General features: G+C 49.9%; 13 protein-coding genes. 8 read left to right on the top strand and 5 right to left on the bottom strand.

All coding sequences use genetic code 11. The features are described from left to right. Window positions 1-1,137 precede the first annotated feature (1,137 nt). The 5 genes from EDI28_RS07330 (at window position 1,138) to ptsP (ending at window position 10,468) form a co-directional block, all read left to right on the top strand. A complete protein-coding gene (locus EDI28_RS07330) occupies window positions 1,138-3,138 on the top strand; it encodes a replication initiator protein RctB domain-containing protein (protein WP_128783200.1) in 2,001 nt (666 codons plus the stop codon). Window positions 3,139-3,393: 255 nt separating this feature from the next. After that, window positions 3,394-5,676, top strand: a complete 2,283-nt coding sequence (locus EDI28_RS07325) for a patatin-like phospholipase family protein (RefSeq protein ID WP_128783199.1) — start codon at window positions 3,394-3,396, stop codon at window positions 5,674-5,676. A 516-nt stretch (window positions 5,677-6,192) separates the two neighbouring features. After that, window positions 6,193-7,260 (top strand): dihydroxyacetone kinase subunit DhaK, encoded by a 1,068-nt coding sequence (dhaK, locus tag EDI28_RS07320; RefSeq protein ID WP_128783198.1) that lies wholly within the window; start codon window positions 6,193-6,195, stop codon window positions 7,258-7,260. A 17-nt stretch (window positions 7,261-7,277) separates the two neighbouring features. Further along, on the top strand, window positions 7,278-7,904 hold the full coding sequence (dhaL, locus tag EDI28_RS07315) for a dihydroxyacetone kinase subunit DhaL (RefSeq protein WP_128783197.1): 627 nt from the start codon (window positions 7,278-7,280) through the stop codon (window positions 7,902-7,904). Window positions 7,905-7,960: 56 nt separating this feature from the next. Next, on the top strand, window positions 7,961-10,468 hold the full coding sequence (ptsP, locus tag EDI28_RS07310; protein WP_128783196.1) for a phosphoenolpyruvate--protein phosphotransferase: 2,508 nt from the start codon (window positions 7,961-7,963) through the stop codon (window positions 10,466-10,468). A 17-nt stretch (window positions 10,469-10,485) separates the two neighbouring features. On the opposite strand, the gene dhaR is transcribed toward ptsP, so the two are convergent. After that, window positions 10,486-12,441 carry a dihydroxyacetone kinase operon transcriptional regulator DhaR gene (gene dhaR / locus EDI28_RS07305; protein ID WP_128783195.1) on the bottom strand — a complete coding sequence of 652 codons (1,956 nt, stop codon included), beginning with the start codon at window positions 12,439-12,441 and terminating at the stop codon, window positions 10,486-10,488. A 214-nt stretch (window positions 12,442-12,655) separates the two neighbouring features. Between dhaR and EDI28_RS07300 the strand changes: the two genes are divergently transcribed. Next, window positions 12,656-13,729 (top strand): efflux RND transporter periplasmic adaptor subunit, encoded by a 1,074-nt coding sequence (locus EDI28_RS07300; protein ID WP_233353304.1) that lies wholly within the window; start codon window positions 12,656-12,658, stop codon window positions 13,727-13,729. Continuing rightward, a complete protein-coding gene (locus EDI28_RS07295) occupies window positions 13,729-16,851 on the top strand; it encodes an efflux RND transporter permease subunit (RefSeq protein WP_128783194.1) in 3,123 nt (1,040 codons plus the stop codon). Before EDI28_RS07300 ends, EDI28_RS07295 begins: the two co-directional genes overlap by 1 nt. A 108-nt stretch (window positions 16,852-16,959) precedes the next feature. On the opposite strand, the gene EDI28_RS07290 is transcribed toward EDI28_RS07295, so the two are convergent. The 3 genes from EDI28_RS07290 to def all read right to left on the bottom strand — a co-directional run bounded on the left by EDI28_RS07290 (window position 16,960) and on the right by def (window position 18,502). Continuing rightward, on the bottom strand, window positions 16,960-17,487 hold the full coding sequence (locus EDI28_RS07290) for a cysteine hydrolase family protein (RefSeq protein ID WP_128783193.1): 528 nt from the start codon (window positions 17,485-17,487) through the stop codon (window positions 16,960-16,962). 203 nt (window positions 17,488-17,690) lie between these two features. Next, entirely contained in the window at window positions 17,691-17,903 is a 213-nt protein-coding gene (locus tag EDI28_RS07285; protein ID WP_128783192.1) for a dodecin, read from the bottom strand. Between the two features lie 71 nt (window positions 17,904-17,974). Next, complete coding sequence (gene def / locus EDI28_RS07280; RefSeq protein ID WP_128783191.1) at window positions 17,975-18,502, bottom strand: peptide deformylase; 528 nt, start codon at window positions 18,500-18,502, stop codon at window positions 17,975-17,977. A 180-nt stretch (window positions 18,503-18,682) separates the two neighbouring features. Here def and EDI28_RS07275 point away from each other — a divergent pair, with 180 nt between their 5' ends. Continuing rightward, complete coding sequence (locus EDI28_RS07275; protein ID WP_128783190.1) at window positions 18,683-19,015, top strand: hypothetical protein; 333 nt, start codon at window positions 18,683-18,685, stop codon at window positions 19,013-19,015. A 127-nt stretch (window positions 19,016-19,142) separates the two neighbouring features. Here EDI28_RS07275 and EDI28_RS07270 read toward each other — a convergent pair whose 3' ends face one another. Continuing rightward, window positions 19,143-22,493, bottom strand: a complete 3,351-nt coding sequence (locus EDI28_RS07270; RefSeq protein WP_128783189.1) for a S41 family peptidase — start codon at window positions 22,491-22,493, stop codon at window positions 19,143-19,145. Window positions 22,494-22,550 lie beyond the last annotated feature (57 nt).

Below are 22,550 nucleotides of genomic sequence, written 5' to 3'. Positions count from 1 at the left end.
CAAACGTAAATATTCACCGACAATACGTCTAGAAATACATTTGGACAAAAGTGTTACAGCGTCACCATTTTACAATGTAAATTTCAATATGGAGCTAGACTCGCTCGGAAGCGTATAAATAACAGTACAATTTACGGTCAGTGTGATTTCAATTTGAAATACAAGACAACCGAGCGAAAAAGGGTAGGCTTTCATTATAATAATGGTGAATTGCGTAAAATCAGCCTGAAAATCAAGCTCAACAGCAGCACGTCAGTCGCATGGACAAGATTCAACCATTATCACTTGATCATTCTTCCGCAGAAAACCTCGCGATCTGAAACAATGATCAAGGCGAAATACCGTGTAAACAAACAGAGATACAGCGCATCGATCATATCCACAAACCCGGAAAAATGATCAAGAGAACGATCCGGGCTCTTTCGATAACGGACCACATACCGGAAGCATGCTCTTCTCTTACTAACTTACGGTGGTTGTAGGTTGCAACTGGTATAATGACCGATAGGTTCCTGTAAATAACCCGGACAACAGCAAGATATCCAGTATTGCAGCATAAGTTGAAATGCACAGTCAGATACTTGATCATTTATCCGGACTCGGACACATGATAACCAGCAGACTTATTACGGTTAATGCTATTTCAATTTTGATTAATATATCCGCAATCGCAATGATAAAGACAGGATCCGAAGTTGAACTGACGCTGCTATGATCATTTTTCCGAAGCTGAACAGGACGCAAAATAGATATATGTGGCTTAATCGAAGATCATTACTGAATAACCTTGTGGATAACCTGTATTAATTACATGATCATTGTTTCTGGGCAATGCTGATCATCGTTGCGACATTTTGATGATCATGCTTTCAGGTGCCATTTGATCATCGTTTCTGCCCGGTTATGATCAGCGTTCCGGATTACCGTTGATCATTGTTCCATAGGCACCTAAAAAAAATAGCATTACAATCATGAGTTTACGCATAATTTTTCGCCCGGATCATAAGATCACTATATCAATAAGATCACATTAAACATAAAGATCAGTATTTAACTAATTAAATAAAAAGAGCTTTATTTCTTGATCTTTTTCTATTAATCTTTCCGGAAAGATGATGCTTCTACGGCTAATGACAAATGAAAGCCCCTGGTAACAACGAAAATAAAACCGGCGAAAAGATTTTGATCCCTGCGCCACGATCACACAAAGACGGCCACATGTTCGCAATACCACAGGCACTTGTTGACTGGCTTCCGCAGTATCAGCATTTCAAAGGTGTGACAAAAAGTATTATCGAACTGCTGAATTTAATTTCGTTACGTGGTCTATCCAGCCAGGATGGTATGGTGTCAACAACTGAGCTTGTAGAAGCAACAGAAGGCCAGCTTACCCGAGCGGCTATTCAGCAACGCCTGCGTGCAGCGGTAAATATAGGCTTATTCAGCCAACAGCCTGTTCGTTTCGAAGAAGGCTTGGCTGGCAAAACCATGCTCCACCATTTTATCAATCCAGCCATGCTGATCTCTCAGCTTGGAACCGGTAGTTTGAACTCGGAGCAAAGTAAGGCCAAAGAAAAACAAAAACGCTCCAAGGCACTGGCGCAAAACCATGTAAATCGACGACTCTTAAACGAATATGGCCTCGGTACCCCTCCGATGATGCCAGACGAAGCTGATCAGATTGTGGTATCACCAACAAGCTGGGCCGGGATCATTGATCAGGCATTGGCTCCCCCAAGAACTAAAAAAAGTTATCAGAAATCGATGGTCGCGATCAGTGGCACCAAGGCGATTATTGAGACACGATCTTCAAAATCGATCATGACGGTTGATGATCTGATGACATTATTTGCCCTGTTCACCCTCACTGTTCAATATCATGATCATCATTTGTCGGATTACGAGATCCAGACGCGTAATATGGGCAACAAAACCCCAATTTATATCACTGATATTTTGGCTTTGCGCGGGAAGAAAGACAGCGGACCTGCACGGGATTCTATCCGTGAAAGCATTGATCGTATTGAATTTACTGATTTTCAGCTCCACGAGCTTACCGGCCGCTGGTTAAGCGATAATATGCCTGAAGGTTTTAAGAGTGATCGTTTCCGCTTCCTTGCCAGGACGATCACCGCTTCTGAAGAGGCACCGCAGGAAGGTGACGACGGTGAGATCAGGATCAAGCCAAATCTGTATATTCTGGTGTGGGAACCGTCGTTTTTTGACGAATTGCTAACGCGGGATTATTTCTTCCTCTTTCCGCCTGAGATCCTTCGCCAGCATACCTTGGTATTCCAGTTATATACGTTCTTCCGAAGCCGTATGTCCCGTCGGATCAATGACTCTATGCTGCTGAGTGAGCTCAATCAGAAACTGGCTCGAAACATCGAATGGCGGCGCTTTTCGTCTGACTTGATCCGTGAACTGCGCAAATTGGCCGAAGACAAGATCACCGAGGATGTTTTCGCGGTTAATCTATGGGGCTATCACCTGACGATCACACCGGAGGATCAAGACAAGCGTTATAGTGACTACCGCATTGATATTAAGTGTGATGCCGATGAGGTGATCCGGTATTCGCGGGCAAAAACGACCAACGAAGGTAAGCGCTCGATGGCACCGACGATGCCGAATCCGTTGCGTAATGAAATTATGCCCCGGCAGGAGCTTGATCAGCTTTCCGAGATCGTTGACGGTGAGTTTGAACCCATTCAGCGGAAAGAGGGACGGACAAAAGGCCGATTAGGACGCCGGGTGAAGCTTAGAAAGCATCTGGTTGAGATAAATGCGGATGAGTTGACAATTACTCTGTCCAAATATACCTCGCCAGAGGCCCTGCAACGCAGTATAACGGCTTTATCTGCAATGACGGGTCATTCGGCGACTTCTATCACAGAAGAGTGCCATGGGCTGCTAGAGAAGCTTGATTGGCTTCGGGTCGGTAAGGAAGCGATGACTTACGAGACGTTAAGCAAAACTATCGAGTTATACAACAATGAGCAGGAATCAAACCATCTTTCCATTGAAAAACTGATTTCCGGACTTGCCGTACGGCGTAAGGTTTGTAAGCTGGTGCAGGAAGGACATATGAATGAACAGGTCATGAAGGCTCTGGATGATATGGCACGTGGAATATAATTGACTGTTTCTCGTTCAGTTATATTATTTACACTGTAAATAATATAACCAGTTCGGGCGTTAACTGAGCGCCTCCAAATGATGAGCAAAGCCGGGAAAGACAGCTTCTTTCCCGGCTTTTTTGATCGCGTGTGGCGCAATAGCTATGCCTTGATATAACCAGCCAAAAGCAGATTATTGCACGTTGCGATTAATGAAGGAGAAGGGTAGCTTTAAGCGGTAACTATTTGTTTAGCGAGCTTTGAAGGACTCATCATGTCGTCGACAGAAAGGATCTGCAGCAGCATTGGACTTATTTTGCTGACGTTATTCTGCTCACTCGCCCCGCAGGCGCAAGCGGCTGTAACCGGCGAAAGAGAGAAAATTGGCTTGGTGCTAAGTGGCGGCGGTGCCAAAGGCGCTGCCCATATCGGGGTGCTTGCTGTTCTGGAAGAAAACCGCATACCCGTAGATGTCGTTACCGGCACAAGCATGGGGGCATATGTTGGTGGGATGTATGCAATGGGACTGTCTGCCGAGGAAATCAAAAACCGTACCCTGGCAGCAGACTGGCAAAGCGGCTATGAAGATCGTGCCAGCCGCAATGATCTGATCCTCAGACGCAAAAAGCAAAGCGACGATTACCAGATTTATGCCGATATCGGGCTCGATCTTGATGGTGAATTCCAGGCAAAGCCCGGCGCTTTTCAGGGGCAGGGCATGGCTGTTTTGCTGCGATCCCTGACTGAGAACTTACCGGAGCTGACTAGTTTCGATGATCTGGCTATTCCCTACCGTGCGGTTGCTACCGATATTGCCAAAGTGAAACCGATCATGATTGACAGCGGCCACCTTGCTGCTGCGATGCAGGCGTCGATGACGGTGCCGGGTGCTCTTAAGCCTGTTACCTGGCAGCAGCACTTATTGGTTGATGGCGGAGTGGTCAATAATATGCCGGTTGATGCCGCCCACCAGCTGGGGGCCGATGCAATTATTGCCGTTGACTTGCGTGATGCGCTGTTTGAAGAAAATGATCTCGACAGTGCGCTTAATATTATTGCCCAATTAACCACCTTCATGACCAACAGTAGTGCGGATCAGCAGAAGATGCTGATGAAGCCGGGTGATGTGTATCTCGCGCCCGAGGTTTCATTTATGCTCGCTCCTGACTTTGACAAGATGGAACTGGCCTATGTTGCCGGAAGAAAGGTTGCCCTTGCAGCGCTGCCTGAGCTGCTTCGCTTTCAGCTTTCGCCGCAAGACTACCAGTCTTACATGAAGCGGAAGTATGATCGACGAAGCCAGGTGATAGCCAGTACGGCCTATTATATCGATAGGATCGAGCTTGAGAACAATACCCTGCGGTCGGATCAGGCGCTGATTGCCCTGTTGGATTTAGAGGTTGGCAGAGTGATACCGAATGAGGAGCTGGAACAAGCGGTCAACCAGCTCAACGCCCAAGATATCTTTGCCCGGATCACTTATACAATAAAACAGCAGGGTGATGAAAATGTGTTGGCCATCAAAGTGAATGAGAAGTCCTGGGGACCCGGTTACCTCAATTTTAAATTTGCCTTTGAAGATGATTTTGCCAACCGGTCGGATTTCTCGTTTGGTGCCCAGTACATCTATACCGACCTGACAGACAAGGGGGGCGAGTGGAAGTTTGAATGGCTGCTCGGAAGCTGGAAGCAGGTCAATACCGAATTGTATTTCCCGCTGGACTACAAAAAGCAGTATTTCACCGCTTTGGGCCTTGGCTGGAACCGCGAGAATCGCGAGTTTAACCTCACGCAGGAACAAAGAGAGCAGATTGGCCGCGAGGATCTGACTATTATCGATGCTGAGTATCAGCAATTTACAACTTTTGCTGAAATTGGCTGGAATATTAGGCCGTGGAGTGCCGTTGCTCTTGGCTATAACGGGATCAGCGGAACAGCCAAAGAAATTGATGGCAATGATCAGCAGGACTATACCGCCCATGGTCCTTACCTGTCGTTTGCCTATGATGATCTGGATAATCTCTATTTCCCGACGGAAGGTTTGTTGCTCGAAGCCGAAGTGGGACTTGGGATCAGCCGCAGTACGCTCAATAATGACTCATCAATCAACGGGGAGAATATCTTCTATGATGCCCAATTGATGAAGCCGCTCAATTTTCAACGCCATACTTTGATCGCTATGTTCAAGGCCGGCGGCTCTGAGTCTGATGAGTTAATCCCGATCTATGTTCAGGATTTGGGGGGATTGTTTAATCTTTCCGGTTTTCATCGCTATGAGCTGAACGGCCGTTATCGGCTATTTGGTGCGTTGAATTACCGCTACCGTCTACTGGATAATCATTTCGGCGCTTTTTCTGCCCCAGTCTATATTGGTGGCTCAATCGAACGCGGCGGGGTGTGGGATGAGAGTAGTGATGTTAGCTGGGATAGCAGCATTGGTGCTGCGAGCATATTCGTCGGTGTCGATTCGCCGGTAGGTCCGTTGTACTTTGGCTACGGTCAGGCAGAAGCCGGTGAGAGCTCATTTTATCTCTCGGTGGGAAGTGCATTTAACTAAATGAATGTTTTGACAATTTACTGACATTCCATCTGGCTGACCGGATAAACTGGTCCCTGATATAACCTTTGTCCCTTTCGAAGATAGAGATAGGGCCCCGGCATGGATGTCGGTGCTTTTTCATCTAACCACCCTTTCGAAAAGCAATATATGAGTTTTTGCGAGCCCGTCACTGGCTCGCTTTTTTTTGCCTCTCCGATAGCCCCCCGGGGCATTACTGATGCTCTTTTGTGAGCAACCTTCCAAATCAGCAAATAAGTTTTCTGCGGGCTCGTCTGTAATTGTGGCTTGTGTGTGCTGTTGCATCTCTGTAACCCATGAAAAACCATGATGAAGTTCAAGGATCAATAACTTGAACACGTTCTGAGTTTCATTCTGAAACGGCGTTGGAATGAATGGCGTTCCATAATGAAACAAATCAACCCGAGTAACATATATTTTATTGCTGGCATACCATCAGACAATTGTTCAGTTTTGTATCACCGCTACCCCGCGCAGAATAATAAGGATAGAACGATGAAAAAGATGATTAATCAAGTCGATAATGTGGTTAAGGAGCAACTTCAGGGGGTTGCCAAAGCTCATCCTGAACTCGAGGTGAATTTGGATCCTATGTATATCGTCCGAGGCGATCGCAAGGCGGCCAAGGTTGCGCTTATTTCTGGCGGAGGTAGTGGCCACGAACCGATGCACGGCGGTTTTGTCGGCAAGGGTATGTTGGATGGAGCCTGTCCGGGGGAAATGTTCACCTCGCCAACCCCTGATCAGATGTATGAATGCGGCCAGAAAGTGGATTCTGGCGAAGGTGTTTTGTTTCTGGTCAAGAACTATACCGGTGATGTACTGAATTTTGAAACCGCGGTCGAGCTGCTGCATGCCGAGGGGATCAAGGTACAGTCAACCTTGGTTGATGATGATGTTGCCGTTAAAGATAGCCTGTATACCGCTGGTCGTCGCGGTGTAGCAACGACGGTATTGGCCGAAAAAATTCTCGGGGCCGCCGCCGAGGAAGGCTATGATCTGGATAAAATCAGCGAGCTGGCAAAACGAATTGCCAATCGTGGCCGTTCACTGGGTGTCGCGCTCGCAGCCTGCACCGTACCGGCGGCAGGTAAGCCAAGTTTTGAGCTTAATGATCAAGAAATTGAGTTTGGTGTCGGGATCCACGGTGAGCCGGGTATCGAGCGCCGGGCATTTACTGACGGAGATTCCATCACAACCGATATGATGAGTGAGATCCTGGATAACCAACCCTATGAGCGCACCGTTCGTCGCTGGGATAATGATAGCGGTGAATGGCAGGACGAAACCTGGGTCACCGAATCTCTTCAGGCCGGCGACAGAGTGATTGTGCTGGTCAACAACCTTGGTGCTACCCCGCAGTCTGAGCTGTATATGGTCTATCGCAAGGTAGCGGAGATCCTCGAACCGTTGGATATCTCTATCGAGCGCAATCTGATTGGGAGCTATTGCACGTCGCTGGATATGCAGGGTGTTTCCATCACACTGCTGAAAGTCGATGATGAAATGCTGTCGCTGTACGACACACCGGTAAATACACCTGCGATGCGCTGGGGCTGCTAAGCGTAAAGGAGAACAGGATGACAATAACCAAACAACAAATCGTCCAGTGGCTTGAGCTGTCGGCCGAGATCTTCAAGAACGAGCAAGATTTTCTGACTGACTTGGATCGAGAGATTGGTGATGCGGATCATGGCCTCAACATGAACCGTGGCTTCAAGAAAGTCAAAGAGAAACTGCCAAGCGTGGCGGACAAGGATATCGGCACAATATTGAAAACCACGGGAATGACCTTGCTATCGAGTATTGGTGGGGCCAGCGGCCCACTATACGGCACTTTCTTTATTCGAAGTGCGGCTAGCGTAATGGCCAAGGAAGAGCTCAATCTGGCCGAGCTGACCAAGATGCTTCAGGACGGTGTTGACGGTATTGTCCAGCGGGGTAAAGCCGAAGTAGGCGACAAGACCATGGTTGATACCTGGAACGGTATCCTTGCCAGCCTGAATACCAATCAGGATATCACGCTGTACGATGCCTTGGACGGTGCAGTTACCGATGCAGAAAAGGCGATGAAGGGGACAATTCCGCTACAGGCGAGAAAAGGGCGTGCGAGCTATCTGGGTGAACGTTCTATCGGGCATCAGGATCCAGGTGCCACTTCCACCTATTTGCTCTTCTCTGCACTCCGCAGCGCTTCTGCGCAATAACCTCACTTTCTTTGCTGTTCGAGGTGGCATCGTGCCACCTCATTTAAGGTTAGATTATGGTCAGTATTGTAATTGTTTCCCATAGCCCGGACTTGGCCAAAGGCGTCCATGCTCTGGCTTCCCAGATGACCCAGGGAAAGGTCAAAATTGCCGTTGCGGCAGGGGTGGACGATCCTGAAAACCCAATCGGTACCGATGCGATTGCGGTAATGACGGCGATTGAAGATGTCTATTCACCACAGGGTGTATTGGTACTTGTTGATATGGGCAGTGCGATCCTAAGCACCGATACGGCGCTGGAGCTCATTGATAGCGAACAGGCTGCAAATGTACATGTCTGCGCGGCCCCGCTGATTGAAGGTGCCATGTCAGCCTGTGTTGCTGCAGCGGCGGGTATGCCCCTGGAAGAGGTGATCAATGAAGCCCACACTGCCTTGGTAGCAAAATATACTTTGCTTGATCAGGGTAAAAAACTTCCCGGTACGGGGAGCGTGCAGGATAATACTTCACCTGAACTGCCCGCCGCCGAAGATGAAATCACATTTGAATGGCAGGTACAAAATCCCCATGGCATTCATGCCAGGCCCGCCTCGGCTATTGTGGGTACTGTCAGTCCCTTCGATACCCAGATTTGGCTTGAGTGTCACGGAACAAGAGTCAGTGCGAGGAGCATAAACAGTATTGCGCTACTGGGGGCAGGGCAAGGCGATAACCTTACATGCATAGCCAGCGGTAATGAGGCTTCGCAGGCGCTACAGGCATTTGCTTCGCTTGCCGAAAATCATTTCAATGAGTCGATTGATGCGCCTGCCGTGCCGGTTTCTCATCAGCAACATCATCAAGCTGTTAGGCAACAAATTACTCGGCATCAAGATGGCCGCCTGAGTGCAATCGCGGCATCTGAAGGGATCGCGATAGCGCCCATTTGGCATTACCGCGCCACCATGCCCAAAGCCCGAGATCGTGATTACCTCGGGTACGGACGGGAATGGGCATTATTTTCCGATGCCAGCGGTGCAGCCCAGAAGACCCTTGCCGAGCTGGCAGAGCAGACAGCAATGACTGGCTCGCAATCTGACAGTGAGATTTTTACGGCTCATAGCCAGATACTGACTGATCCCGAGCTGGTCGAGACCATCAAACAGCGACTCAAAGAAGCGGTCAATGTAGAAATTGCGTGGTCTCAGCTTATCGAGAAGACGGCGCAGGCCTATAAAGACTCCCCCAGTGATTATATGCAGGCGCGAGCCAATGATGTCTATGACGTCGGCCGTCGAGTGATGGGATTGCTTATCGGCGAGGCAGAACAACAGATTACGCTTACCGAGCCGGTTATTTTGGTTGCCACCGATCTGTCACCGTCAGATACCGCCCAGCTTGATCCAGCAATGGTGAAGGGGATTATCCTCGAACAGGGGGGGAGTACGTCGCATTCTGCTATTTTGGCTCGCTCGCTGGGTATTCCGGCCGTTGTCGGTCTTAATGGGGTAACAGCGAAGTGCCAGGAAGGACAGCTTGCCGTTATCCGTGGCAGTAGCGGCGAGGTTTGGTTGGCACCAACAGCCCAACGGCTAGAAAAAGCTCGCCGAGAGCAAGACAGCCTAGACCGTCAAAGCAAGCTGGCCAGAGCGCAGGCGATGGAAGATGCCCGAACCCAAGACGGCAAGGCATTGAATGTCTATGCCAACCTTGCCAGTCTGGAGGACGCACAACAGGCGCTGTGCCATGGCGCTGAAGGGGTTGGATTGGTTCGCAGTGAATTCTTGTTTATGGATAGCGAGCAGGCACCTTCAGAGCAGAGCCAGTACGAAAGTTATGCCCAGATAGCCGCGGCTTTTGGTGACAAGCCGGTGATCATTCGTACCTTGGATATTGGTGGTGATAAGCCTTTGGCCTACCTGCAACAAGGGGGGGAGGATAACCCGTTCCTGGGCTGTCGCGGTCTGCGTCTGTGTCTGCAAAATGTTGAGGTGTTCAAAGTGCAGCTCAATGCCCTGCTTCGCGCCCGAGCCAAGAGCCCTAATTTGCAAATAATGTTTCCGATGGTGTCGACCATGGAGGAGCTGAACCAGGCCAAGTATCTGCTCAATGGCTGTTATGAAGCCCTGCAAGATAGTGGGATCCCGGCAGCGATGCCAGAAATTGGCATCATGATAGAGGTGCCTGCTGCGGTCGCCAATGCGAGACAGTTGGCGAAAGAGGTTAGCTTCTTTAGTGTCGGTACCAATGATCTTACTCAGTATGTGATGGCGGCGGACAGAGGCAACGATCGTGTTTCCTACTTGGTTTCCGCTGCCCAGCCTGCAGTGCTAAGAATGATCGAACAGGCTGCGCAGGCAGCCCATGAGGCCGGGATAACTATCGGGATCTGCGGTGAGATGGCTGGTGATCCCAAGCTAACCGCGGCATTGATCGGTATGGGAATTGATGAGCTCAGCATGAGCTCGAACCGTATCGCGGCAGTCAAGCAGGCAGTAAGGGCAACAGAGAGCAAGCTGGCTGAACAAACGGCTGGCAAGGTACTTAATGCTGCAACGTTGAAACAAGTGATGTCATTGCTGTAATTGGGTATATCGGGCGGTTACTTGTAATCGCCCATTTTGATGCCGTAGTGTTTCAGTTTGCGCCACAATGTCGTTCTGCTTATCTGTAGATCGTCACACATCTTGCTGATAATACCGTGGCAATGGATGGCAGAACGAATGATGGTACTTTTCTCGGCATCGGCCAGATTGTTCGAATATTGCGGCTGGTTGCCGGTTGTTTCATGTTCTGCTGTGTGAAGAATACTATCGGGAAGATCTCTGGCCAGGATGATATTGCCATGGGCAAAGTTCGCCGCGCGTTCGATAACGTTGCGAAGTTCACGGTGATTGCCGGGCCAGCGATAGCGTTCAAGGTATGACATTGCTTCCTGGCTGATAGAAAGGGATAGCTTTTTTTCTGCCTCCAGGTGACGCCGCTTTCGCTCGGCCAGGGCCGGTACATCCTCGAGGCGATCCCGTAACGGCGGAATATGAATATCAAATGTCTGCAGTTCCAGCAGTAGCTGCCCGCGAAAGTGTTTCTCTTCGACAGACTGAATCAAGTCGATTGTGGAGGATGCAATGATCCGAACATCGACAGCAATGATATTACCGTTCATCCGGTTGAGCAGACCTGTTTTTAATAAGTGAAGCAGTGCAGCCTGTACCTCGGAGGACAGGCATTCTACCTGATCGAGAAACAGGGTGCCGCCGTGGGCCAGTTCGAACTTGGATGGCGAGGTTTTGTCGCCGTCCTGTACCGATCCCAAAAACTCAGTTGCCATCAGCTCTTTGGGAATCGCCTGGCAGTTCATGGCGATAAATGGCTGCCCCCGCCTTTCGCTGGCATTGTGAATCGCCTGGGCAAGGTGACTTTTCCCCAGCCCGTCTTCGCCATGGAGTAGGACGGGCCCACGTCCTTTTGCCGCATGGCGAGCCTGGCGGATTGTCCGGTGCATCGCATCAGAGACCCCGACAATGTCATCGAACGTCAGTCTGGCCCGGTTACCGGCATGCTGGTGGACCAAATCACGAATATGCTTAAGCGGATAGAGAAGGGCGATATAGCAATGGGTTTCGTTGTGATCGTTCCTGACTATTTTGAGTGATATCACCAGGGAAATCAGTTTTCCTTTGCACTCTATCGTTGTTTCGACCATATCCAGTCCTTTGCCATGTCTGATGGCTTGTTGGACGCACTGGGGTAATGCCAATATGGTATTGATCTCTCGGCCTGATTCGCTGGTGGTCAGGCCGAGCAGTTCGCATCCCTTCTGATTCAGGTAATGGATTTTCCCGCTGGGATACCAGGCCAGTACACCTTCCTCAACGCCTTCCAGCAGCACATGTACCTCGGATAAGTGCTGATTCGATTCCGTCAGCATACTTTCGGCCCGCATTTGGCTGGCAATATCCCGGGCGGCAGAATGGATCAATCCAAGGGCGGATACGCTCGCTTTTTCGACGGGCAGTACCAAGGCAATACAGCCTTGTGCCGAGCCGTTACCATCAAAGACTGGAGCGGCATAGACAGCAAGATCGTGCAGCGCCTGTTTAAAATGTTCATAGCCTGTTGTTTGGGTTGCTTTGGCCAAATGCATGGCGCTGGAAATCGCGTTGTTGCCGATAACACCTTCCCGCCAGTACACCCCTTCAGCGATGCCCAGAGCATGCAGCTTATCCTCCATTTCGGGGGTAGCGCAGCCATATAAGCTACAGCCGGTTTCATCGCAAACGAGAAAGGCGCAGCTGTCGTTTTCCAGGTATTCGTAGATGTCCTCAATAGCTGGTACGGCAACATTCAGAAAAGACGCTTTGCTTTTTAATATTGAGTCGAATGTCACGCCTTTGGCCCGGTGGGGAACCGGCCAATGATCATGGCGTTGTTGTCGACGACATCGCGCCCAGACCTGCTGTAAGTGAGGATCCATATCGGGAAGGCTGGCCTCAACAGAAGGCTGCGATACAAAGGCTTGCCAAATCTCTTTGGTCAACGCATGACGAGGGGGCATAGAAACTATAACGGCTTATTTAATGTGAGGGCATTTTAGCGGTTTGTTGTGCAAAAGAATGTAGCCCTGATTAGAAAATACTGGATTAGTAAGAACAATTACGGCCTATCTATCCACAGCTGAGTCAGGAAATTCAGTAATTTATTGTCACACTATACTTAAAAAATAACTATCTTTTCGATTGGACGCAGCGATTCTTTATCAGGCAGGGACCATGAGAACAACCTTGATCATCGGTATTATCTTGGTGTCCGGCCTGGCGGCTGGAATTTGGTACAAGGAACAGGCCCGTAGTCAGAATTCCTCGTTTTCTCGAGGCGGTACTCCGAGTGTCATTGTCGCGGTGGTGAGTCGGCAGAATGTCCGGCATGAGGTCGAGGCACTCGGCACAATTAAATCTCGCGAATCGGTGGTCGTGTCGGCCAAGGTGACTGAAAAAGTCGAGCAGGTACATTTTAGAGATGGCCAGCAAGTCAATGCCGGCGATCTGCTGGTGACCTTGAGATCGGGTGAGCAGAAGGCCAAGATGCGCGCCGCCAAAGCCAATCTGAAAGAGCAGCAGCGGGAATATAAACGGATTGAAGGCTTGGTCAGGCGCAATACGATTGCCAGCTCCGAGCTGGATAAGCTATTCACCGATATAGAGATAGCCCGTGCCGTGCTGGCGCAGAATCAGGCTGAGCTGGAAGCCAGATTTATTCAGGCGCCGTTTGCTGGCGTGTTGGGGTTTCGCCAGATCAGCCCCGGTGCATTGCTAACGCCGGGGACGGTGATCACCACACTCGATGATCTTGTCAAGGTCAAGCTCGACTTTACCGTTCCGGAGCAGTTTATCGGCCAGTTGCGGCTAGGCTCCGTCATTGAGGGAGGCGTAGCTGCCTTTCCCGATCGGCTGTTTGCCGGCAGCGTGACGGGGATCGACAGCAGGGTAAATCCGCTGACGCGGGCAATTGTGGTACGGGCTGAAATCAACAACCCAAAACTACTGCTACGCCCCGGCATGCTCATGACGCTAAGTTTGATTGTCGAGCAGCGGCAGGGACTGGTGGTGCCGGAAGAAGCCCTGGTCCCGCGACAGCGCGACAATTATTTGTTTGTCGTCAACAGGGAGAATATTGTTGAGCAGCGCCTGGTCGAAGTCGGCTTTCGCAGCCGGGGAGAGGCTGAAATCCTCAGTGGTGTTGCGGAAGGCGAACACATTATTACCCGGGGGATCCAACGGGTAAGACCCGGACAGGCTGTTGAGACCCGCACGGGCGAGCGTTTTAGCTATCAGGAGGCGGGCTGATGTTATTGACTGATATCTCGGTCAAACGCCCTGTGTTTGGCTCGGTGATCAGTTTGCTGCTGATCACCTTTGGCCTGGTGGCCTATGAGAGGTTGCCGCTGCGCGAATATCCCAATATCGATCCTCCCATTGTTACCGTTTCTACCAGCTACCGCGGGGCGTCGGCCTCAATTGTTGAAACCAGCATTACCCAGCTGGTGGAAGATCGCATTTCCGGGCTGGAAGGGATCCGCAATATCAGCTCGCAAAGTCGCGATGGACGTTCGACGGTGACATTGGAATTTGGCATTGGTCGCGATATAGATGCTGCTGCCAATGACGTCCGGGACAGGATTTCCGGGATCCTGAACAATTTGCCGGACGAGGCCGAGCCGCCAGAGGTTCAAAAAGCGGCAGGAAGCTCGGAAGTGATCATGTGGTTGAACCTAGTGTCCGATCGGATGGGGACACTGGAGCTGACCGATTATGCCCGCCGGTATCTTGTCGATCGTTTTTCGGTCATTGACGGCATCGCCAATATTCGCATTGGCGGTGGTAAGGAATATGCTTTGAGGATCTGGATAGACAGGCAGAAGCTGGCTGCCCGGGGATTGACCGTGACGGATATTGAAGACGCCTTGCGTGCCGATAATGTCGAGCTGCCAGCCGGAACAATCGAGTCGCAGAGCCGGCAGTTCTCTATCCGTACCCAACGCAGCTTTGTCGCGCCAGAGGACTTCGCCAGGCTGGTGGTTGGTGCCGGGACGGATGGTCATTTGATCCGGTTAGGTGATGTTGCCCGGGTAGATCTGGCGGCCGAAGAAGAGCGAATTACCTTCCGGGGCAATACCCAAGACATGATTGGGCTGGGGATCAACCGCCAGTCGACGGCCAACACCCTGCAGGTGGCCAGGGCCGTCAATACCCTGGTTGATAAGTTAAATCCGACCCTGCCGGAAGGCATGGAAATCAAGCGCTCGTATGATTCATCGGTGTTTATTCAGGCCTCGATAGATGAGGTCTATAAGACCTTGCTGATTGCCTTGCTGCTGGTCGTTCTGGTGATTTATCTGTTTCTCGGCAGTGTTCGCGCAATGCTGATCCCGGTGCTGACATTGCCGGTATCGTTGATTGGCAGTTTTACGGTGCTGTATGCACTGGGCTTTACCATTAACCTGCTGACCTTACTGGCGCTGATATTGGCAATCGGCATTGTGGTCGATGATGCCATCGTGATGCTGGAAAACATTCATCGCCGCATCGAACTGGGAGAACCACCGTTAAAAGCAGCTTTTCTGGGGGCCCGCCAAGTGAGCTTTGCGATCATTGCCACCACTGTCGTACTGGTGTCCGTATTTTTGCCGATTGGTTTTTTGGAAGGAGACTTGGGCAAGCTGTTCCGTGAATTTTCGATTGCTATCAGTACGGCCGTAATTCTATCGTCACTGGTCGCGTTGACGCTAAGCCCGATGATGGGCTCGAAGATAATGCGTCGTGTAGAACATGAGCCTTGGCTGGTGAGAAAAACAGGCCATATCCTGGCTTCGGTAACTGCATTTTATCGTCAGGTACTCGATAGTTGGCTTAAGCGTCCGTACTTGATTGCCGGGATCATGGTGATTGCGTTGGCGGGCAGCGGTTGGCTGGCAAGTCGGATCCCGTCGGAATTTGCCCCGCGGGAAGATCGGGGGGCGATGTTTATCATTATCAACGGGCCGCAGGGGGCTAGCTATGCATTTATGCAGCCTTACATGAATGAAATTGAGCACCGGCTAATGCCCTTGGTTGAGTCCGGAGAGATCAAGCGTTTGCTGGTGCGTGCTCCGCGTGGCTGGGGGCGGCTCGAGGACTTTTCCAACGGTTTTGCCATTGTGGTGCTGGAAGATTGGGCGCTGCGACGCGGTGCCTCGGCAATCATTGGCGACATTCATCGCAGATTGTCTGATTTGGCCGGAGTAAGGGCGTTTCCGGTCATGCGCCAGCCGTTTGGCCGCGGGGTCGGCAAACCAGTACAGTTTGTTCTCGGAGGCAGCAGTTATGAAGAGCTTGCTCAGTGGCGGGATATCTTGCTTGATAAAGTGGCAGAAAATCCGCGGCTGACCAGTGTTGACCATGATTATAAGGAAACCAAGCCCCAGCTCCGAATTCAGATTGATCGTGACAGGGCCGGTGATCTCGGGGTATCGCTTCGTGATATCGGCCAGACTTTGGAGTCGATGCTTGGCTCTAGGTTGGTTACCACTTATAAGTGGCGTGGCGAAGAATATGATGTAGTGATTGAAGGCCAGCGAGAAAGGCAGAATACCGCCGCCGATCTCAGTAATTTGTACGTTCGTTCGGATCGCAGTGATGAGTTGATCCCGCTCTCTAGTTTGATCACCGTGACAGAGTTTGCCAGCGCGCCGCAGCTAAACCGCTATAACCGAGTGAGGGCTATTACCATTGAGGCCAATCTTGCGGATAACTACACCCTGGGAGAAGGGCTGTCTTACTTGAATGAACTGGTTCGGCAGTTTCTGCCTGCCGATGCTGTTGTGAATTACAAAGGAGCATCGCAGGACTATCAGGATTCCAGCTCCTCGGTATTATTTGTGTTTATATTGGCTCTGGTGGTGGTGTTTCTGGTATTGGCTGCACAGTTTGAGAGCTATATTCACCCGTTGGTGATCATGCTGACGGTGCCGCTGGCAACGTTCGGGGCATTGCTTGGGCTGTATTTTACCGATCAGAGCTTAAATATTTATTCGCAGATCGGGATCATTATGTTGGTTGGGCTGGCAGCAAAGAATGGGATATTGATTGTTGAGTTCGCCAATCAATTACGCGATCAGGGGATGACGTTTGAGCAGGCTATTGAGGAGGCCTCGGTGGCTCGGTTACGTCCGATCCTGATGACGGCGATTACGACGGCGGCTGGTGCCGTGCCTTTGATCCTGGCAACAGGGGCGGGAGCAGAAACTCGGTTCGTTATTGGTATTGTGGTATTGACAGGGATACTGGTAGCAACCTTCTTTACCCTGTTGGTGATCCCTGTTGTGTATAGTTTGCTGGCTCGACATACCAACAGTCCGGAGTTTGTGGCGCATAAACTGGAGCAGCAGCTGGCAGAAGAGAATACTGTCGAGTTTAAAAAATTGGGCTAGTAATAGATGATGCCATATAAGATTTAAATAGGTTTTACGGGGTAAGTATTTTTACCCCGCCACCTATAAAAAACACCCGTTTATATTAGTATGCTGGTTTGAAACCAGCTATATAACTTGTTTTGCAGGTAAAAGCGTTATTCGTGGTGAAATTGCATTCAAGGCGATATTGTGGAGCATTTCGTCAACTGTGGTACAGCAATCTGCCAGTACTACGACCTGATACTTTTCAGCCTGCTTGGATATTGCCGTGTGGGTGACGCAGTTCTGGGTCATCATCCCGCACAGCAGCAGCGTGTTAATACCTTGCTCGCTTAATACCTGATCCAGATTGGTTTGCTCGAAGCTGTCGGCAAATGTTTTGGTAACTATGATGGCATTAGGCGCTGCTGCTGTTATTTCTGGGTGGATTGCTGCGCCTTGCGTTCCTTCGTTAAAAAAAGGAGCAACACTTATATCGCGACTGGCAATATGCTGGACAAGGATGATCGGCGTGTCTTGCTGGTTGGCTCGTTCAATCGCCTTTTTGATTTTTTCCAGTGTATTGCTGATGTCCCATAATGGATATTTTCCTTCTGGGAAATAGTCATTCTGTGGATCGATAATAATAAGGGCTTTGCCGGATTGTTGAGTCATAGTGTTCTCCCGTATAACGTTTTAGTGAGGTACGGCAGACAGTATGACAATAACGATAATAGAGTTTGAGTGGCATATTTGACATTATTGAGGGCAAAAGTGACATCGTCTCCTCTTCCCTCGACAGTAAATGGGGGCGCGGATTCGGTAACCAATCAGTAATTAACCAGCCTATGTGATCACCGAATATACATGGTAAAGGTTTATTCTTCTTTGAGGGTAAAGCCAACTTTTACCGTTACCTGCCAGTGGTCGACCTCTCCACTCTCGATATTGCCCCGAATATCGCAGACTTCAAACCACCGCATGTTGCTAATACTGCTGTTAGCCTTGCTAAGGGCTGAATTGACAGCATCTTCCACACCGTTCGGAGACGAGCCTACCAGCTCTATCAGTTTGTATGTATGGTCGGACATAGTTTACCCCTTTATTAACTGGTTGCTGCGATGAGCTTAAAGCGTTTGCAAAGGTGCATACCTAAGTAAAACTAGCTGATGATCTTGATAAATTCCGCCTCGGTGGCGTAATCATGTTTTTCTGCCCGGTCGAGAAAGACGATTCCGTTGAGGTGATCCAGCTCATGTTGGAAGATCCGAGCAATAAACCCTTCCATGGTGGCTTTTATCTCGTGTCCCTCGAGGGTGGTATAGCGCACTTCAATTTGCTTGTGGCGGCTTACCTTCGCCCGCATGCCGGGAATACTCAGGCAGCCTTCCCAGTCTTTTTCTGTTTCTTTGCTCGACCATGTCAGCTCGGGGTTGAGCATCAGGGTTGGTTCCATGTGCGGGGCATTGGGATAACGAGGGTTGGGACTGGAAGCAACGATGAACGCACGGACAGATTTGTCAACCTGTGGCGCGGCAATACCGACGCCACTGTGATCCAGCATCTTTTTTTCCAGTGCAACAAAGAACGGCGCATACGCCTTGAATTGACTTGGAGTCAGCGGGGCTGCCAGCTGGCGCAGGATGGGATTGCCGAGCTGGACGATTTCTAATGGAAGGTTGACTGACATTACTAGGTTCCTGTCTCGAGTACCGTTGTTATAAGCGTACGCGTAATTGAACGGGTTAGAAATGGTTTCTTCGACTGTTATTTAGTAAGGGCTAGATTGTTTTTCTTTTCGTGTTAGGTTATTTAATGAGTATGGTTAAGCTGATACTGCTTAGTGCTCTTAGGGTGAAGGAGGATGCAGGTGCGCATTGGATTGGTTGTTACAGCTTTGCTGTTTTCTTTGGCCTCGCAGGCTGATGAGCGGGAGCTGGGGGAGGTCTTTGTTGATGCCGCGGGCTCTGAGCAGAAGCTTGAGTTTATTGGCGGAGGCAATAGGCCTGTCGGCAATACGATGGTGGATAAAGATAGTGTCTACCAAGATAAAAACCAAACTGATCCTACGGAGTTTGGTGCAGGCTTGAAATTTAATGCCACCGAAGATTTCAGCATTTCGGTCGAGGCTGGCGGCGAGGTAATTGATGATCAGGCCATCGAAGTCGATAGCGGCTCAGTGGTATTTGAGCTGAGCTACTAAAGACGTTTCTTTCTAGCTGGCTTGATAATAATTTATCTCGTGTCTATTTGACGGCATTCAGCAAAGATTTGATACAACAAAGCCGGCGTAGTGCCGGCTTTGTATCGTTAAGATTATGCTGTGTGACTTATATGTTCTTGAGCGCTTCTGCAATAGCGGTATCGAGCTGGCTGTCCTTGCCGGTTGCGACCTCGGATGGAGTATTGAATACGGTAACATCGGGCTGAAGCTCGAGGTTTTCATACAACTTTCCGTCAATAGTTCGCAACGGTTGATAGGGGAACATATAACCCACGCCCTGATAGACCTGAGACTCCACGCCCATTACCGTCGTGCCTGTGCCCGGAACCGGCTCACCGATAATCGGACCTACATTGAGATCTTTGTAGTATTGGCTAAAGGCAGAAGCTTCTGAATATGATCCCGAGTTAGCGATGACCACGGACGGTTTTAGCCAACTACGACGGCTGGCATCCGACGCAGCTTGGCCTATATGAGGGACAACATCGGCCACTTTACGCGCTGTAAGGAATTCGATGAGCGTATCAGCCAGAAAACCGCCGCCATTAAAGCGGACATCGACAATCAGTGCCTCGGCATTTCTCAATCGACCCAGCGCTTCAGAACGAAGGTGCAGAAAAGCGTCATTGCTCATATCTGGTAGATAGACATAACCTACCTTACCGTTGGTTTTCTGCGTGACATAGTTTCGTCGGGCGATCTCCCAGCGTTTCAGAATTAGTGAATAGGCCTCGTAGCGGTCAACGGGAGTAATACGTTGCTGCCAGCTGCTCTCGTCATTGCGTTGCAGTGTCAGCGCAACAGGTTCATCGGCCTTGTTGTTTAGTGCTATGGCAAGTTCTGCCAGGGTTTGAACCGGTATGTTGTTTACGGCAACAAGACGATCGCCCGACTGGATTTCGTAGGCATCATTATCTGACGGGCCGCCCGGAAGAATATCGCTAATAATCAACCCATCGGTCTGATTTTGCTTGTTTTCACGTCCGGAGTCTGACGACTGTGAAGTGGGGGCGATATGCTGGTTGAAGATCAGCCCGAGTTCCGCGGTTGCATCTTCTCGCATAGTATAGGCAGGCTCAGCATAGGCACCAGTGTGCGAAGCATTTAGCTCCCCGCTAAGTTCTTTGAGCACATTGACAAAGTCACGGTTGTTATTGATGTGCGGGAGAAAGCGTTGGTAGTTTTCGCTGTAGAATGCCCAGTCGACATTATCCATGTCGGGGCGATAATACAGATCCTGTGTTTGTCGTACGAACTGCTGGTACGCCGCCAGTTTTCTTGGCGCTTCTTGATAATCAACGGGTAGCTCGATAGGTAAACTGATTGACTCTCCTGTAGCCGTATCCACTTCGAATACTTCACCTTCAGCCAGAAGGTAGACATAGCTTTGATCTGCCGTGATATAGACATCGGTTGCCATTGGTTGGTCGGCAAATACGGTATGAGACTCTTCGGTTCGAAGGTTGTAAATAAAACCGCGAGTGGTTTCGTCGCCGGAAGGTGAAGCAACCATATCAACCACCAGCAGTTGATCACCCAGCAAGTGTGTTTCTAGTACGGCACTGGAAAAAGGCAGATGAAACGCATCGCGATATTCGATGTTGCTGGCTGAAAACGGATAGCTTTCGACCTCTTCCGGCACTTCTCGAGCATCCTTAAAATCTTTCATCGCGCTGCTATTGGTGAAAATACCGGTGACGGTTTCATCCCAGTCTTCGCCATCGGCGGTTTTCAAGCCAAACTTCGAGGTTGTCCAGGTGAGTATGCGATTGTCCTGGCTCCACTTGGGTTTGCCATTGTAGAATCCGCTCTGAGAGACATTCACTGCGGGATTTTTACCTTCGGCATCGACAACATAGATCTGCTCTACATAGGGACGCGGCGAAAGGTGAACCGCCAGCTGAGTGGAGTCGGGTGACCACACAAATTCAAGACGGTTTGACTCGCTTACCATGTCAGCGGCAATCAGCTCCTTGCCTGTGTTTGGTCGTGAGTTGGCCTTGGTCTTGGTATCATTTTTAGTCGATAGCAGTGACGGTACGGTGCTGAGCCAAGATGGCTCGGAGGAATTAGTGTCATAAGTTTCAAGGTCAACCACATGTAATGCACGGCCGTCAATAACAAAGGCGAGCTTGAGCCCGTCAGGCGAGTAAACTGGCTGCGAGACATCGTGATCAGGCAGGACCAAGAAAGGTTGTTCGTTGACTGCTGGTGCATTGGACAGCATTTCTTCCTTGCTGGAGGAGTGAGCCTGGTATAACCCCCAGTGTCCATTGCGCATGGCTGAATACATCACGCCATACCCATCGGGGGTAAAAACCATTTGTTTTTCTTCAGAGGCTGACTGGGTCAGTTTTTTGACCTTTTCGGTTTTTGTATTCATGGCATAGATGTCACCATAGGTGCTGAATAGCACCTCGTCGGCATCAAAAGCGGATGGCATAAAGCGAGTTGCGGTATCGCTATGAAAGAACTGGCTTGGCGTGACAGCGTAGCTATTGATATTGATATCAAGTTTCTTCGGCGTTGTTTGGTTTTTTTCTAACCGGTACAGCTCGCCGTTATAGGAAAAAGCCAAATCGCCATTGTCCGATGCCGACAGGTGACGGACGGGGTGATCGGTTAAGGTTGTGAGCTGGGTTTCTTGATTGGTGCCTAGGTCGTAATACCAGACATTGAAGCTGCCGCTGCGTTCGCTCAGAAAGTAAAAGCCGCTATTGTTACTGTTCCAAAGCGGGTGTTGCGCCGCGACTTTGTTTTCTGTCAGCTGCTTGTGCTTACCTGTCGTTGCATCAAATAGCCAAATGCTGGGAACGGCAAAAGATGTTTGATGTTTTCTAAATAACTGATCTTTGTGTGGGGAGTTATAGAGCAGTTGTGTTTTTTGATTGTTCCAGACGGCAGACTTGGCGGGGATCGGTAATAAAGCCTGTGCAGCTTTTTGTTTCGTATCAACACGGTAAAGCTGATTGCCTTTGGTACCGAACGCATAAACTGGCAGGCTGTAAAAATCTTGCGTGCCAGCGGTTAAACGTGTGGTGTTGAATAGAACCGTATCGCCATTGTCGGTAAAGGCTGTCGGGATATCGGCTGAAGAGTGATAGGTGAGACGGGTCATCTCACCTGTCTTTAAGGAAACAGTGAAAACATCATCATTTCCGTATGGGTTGGCGGCAAAAGCCAGTGTCGTATTGTCAGGTGACCAAATCAAGGCATGAGGGTAGAACTCACCATTGGTTATTGCTCGTGCATTACCGCCGTCACTGGATGCCAAGTAGATACGGCTTTGATAGGTAAATGCGAGTTGCTTTCCATCTGGTGATAAGGCGGTATTGCGCAACCAGAGGGGGCTATCAGTATTGGGAGCGGAAAGCGGCTGGCTACCGGAAGCAAAGGCCGGTGATAGCAAACTGGAAATGAGTGCGGCAAGTAATGAACAGCGCGCGAATGGTCTCATGACATAATCCTTGTTGGTCATTTTAAGAATAAACAAGTTGCGCCCATGACTTATTGG

Source organism: Photobacterium chitinilyticum, from assembly GCF_004104355.1.
GTDB classification, from domain to species: domain Bacteria; phylum Pseudomonadota; class Gammaproteobacteria; order Enterobacterales; family Vibrionaceae; genus Photobacterium; species Photobacterium chitinilyticum.
This window is presented reverse-complemented; position numbering and strand designations above follow the sequence as displayed.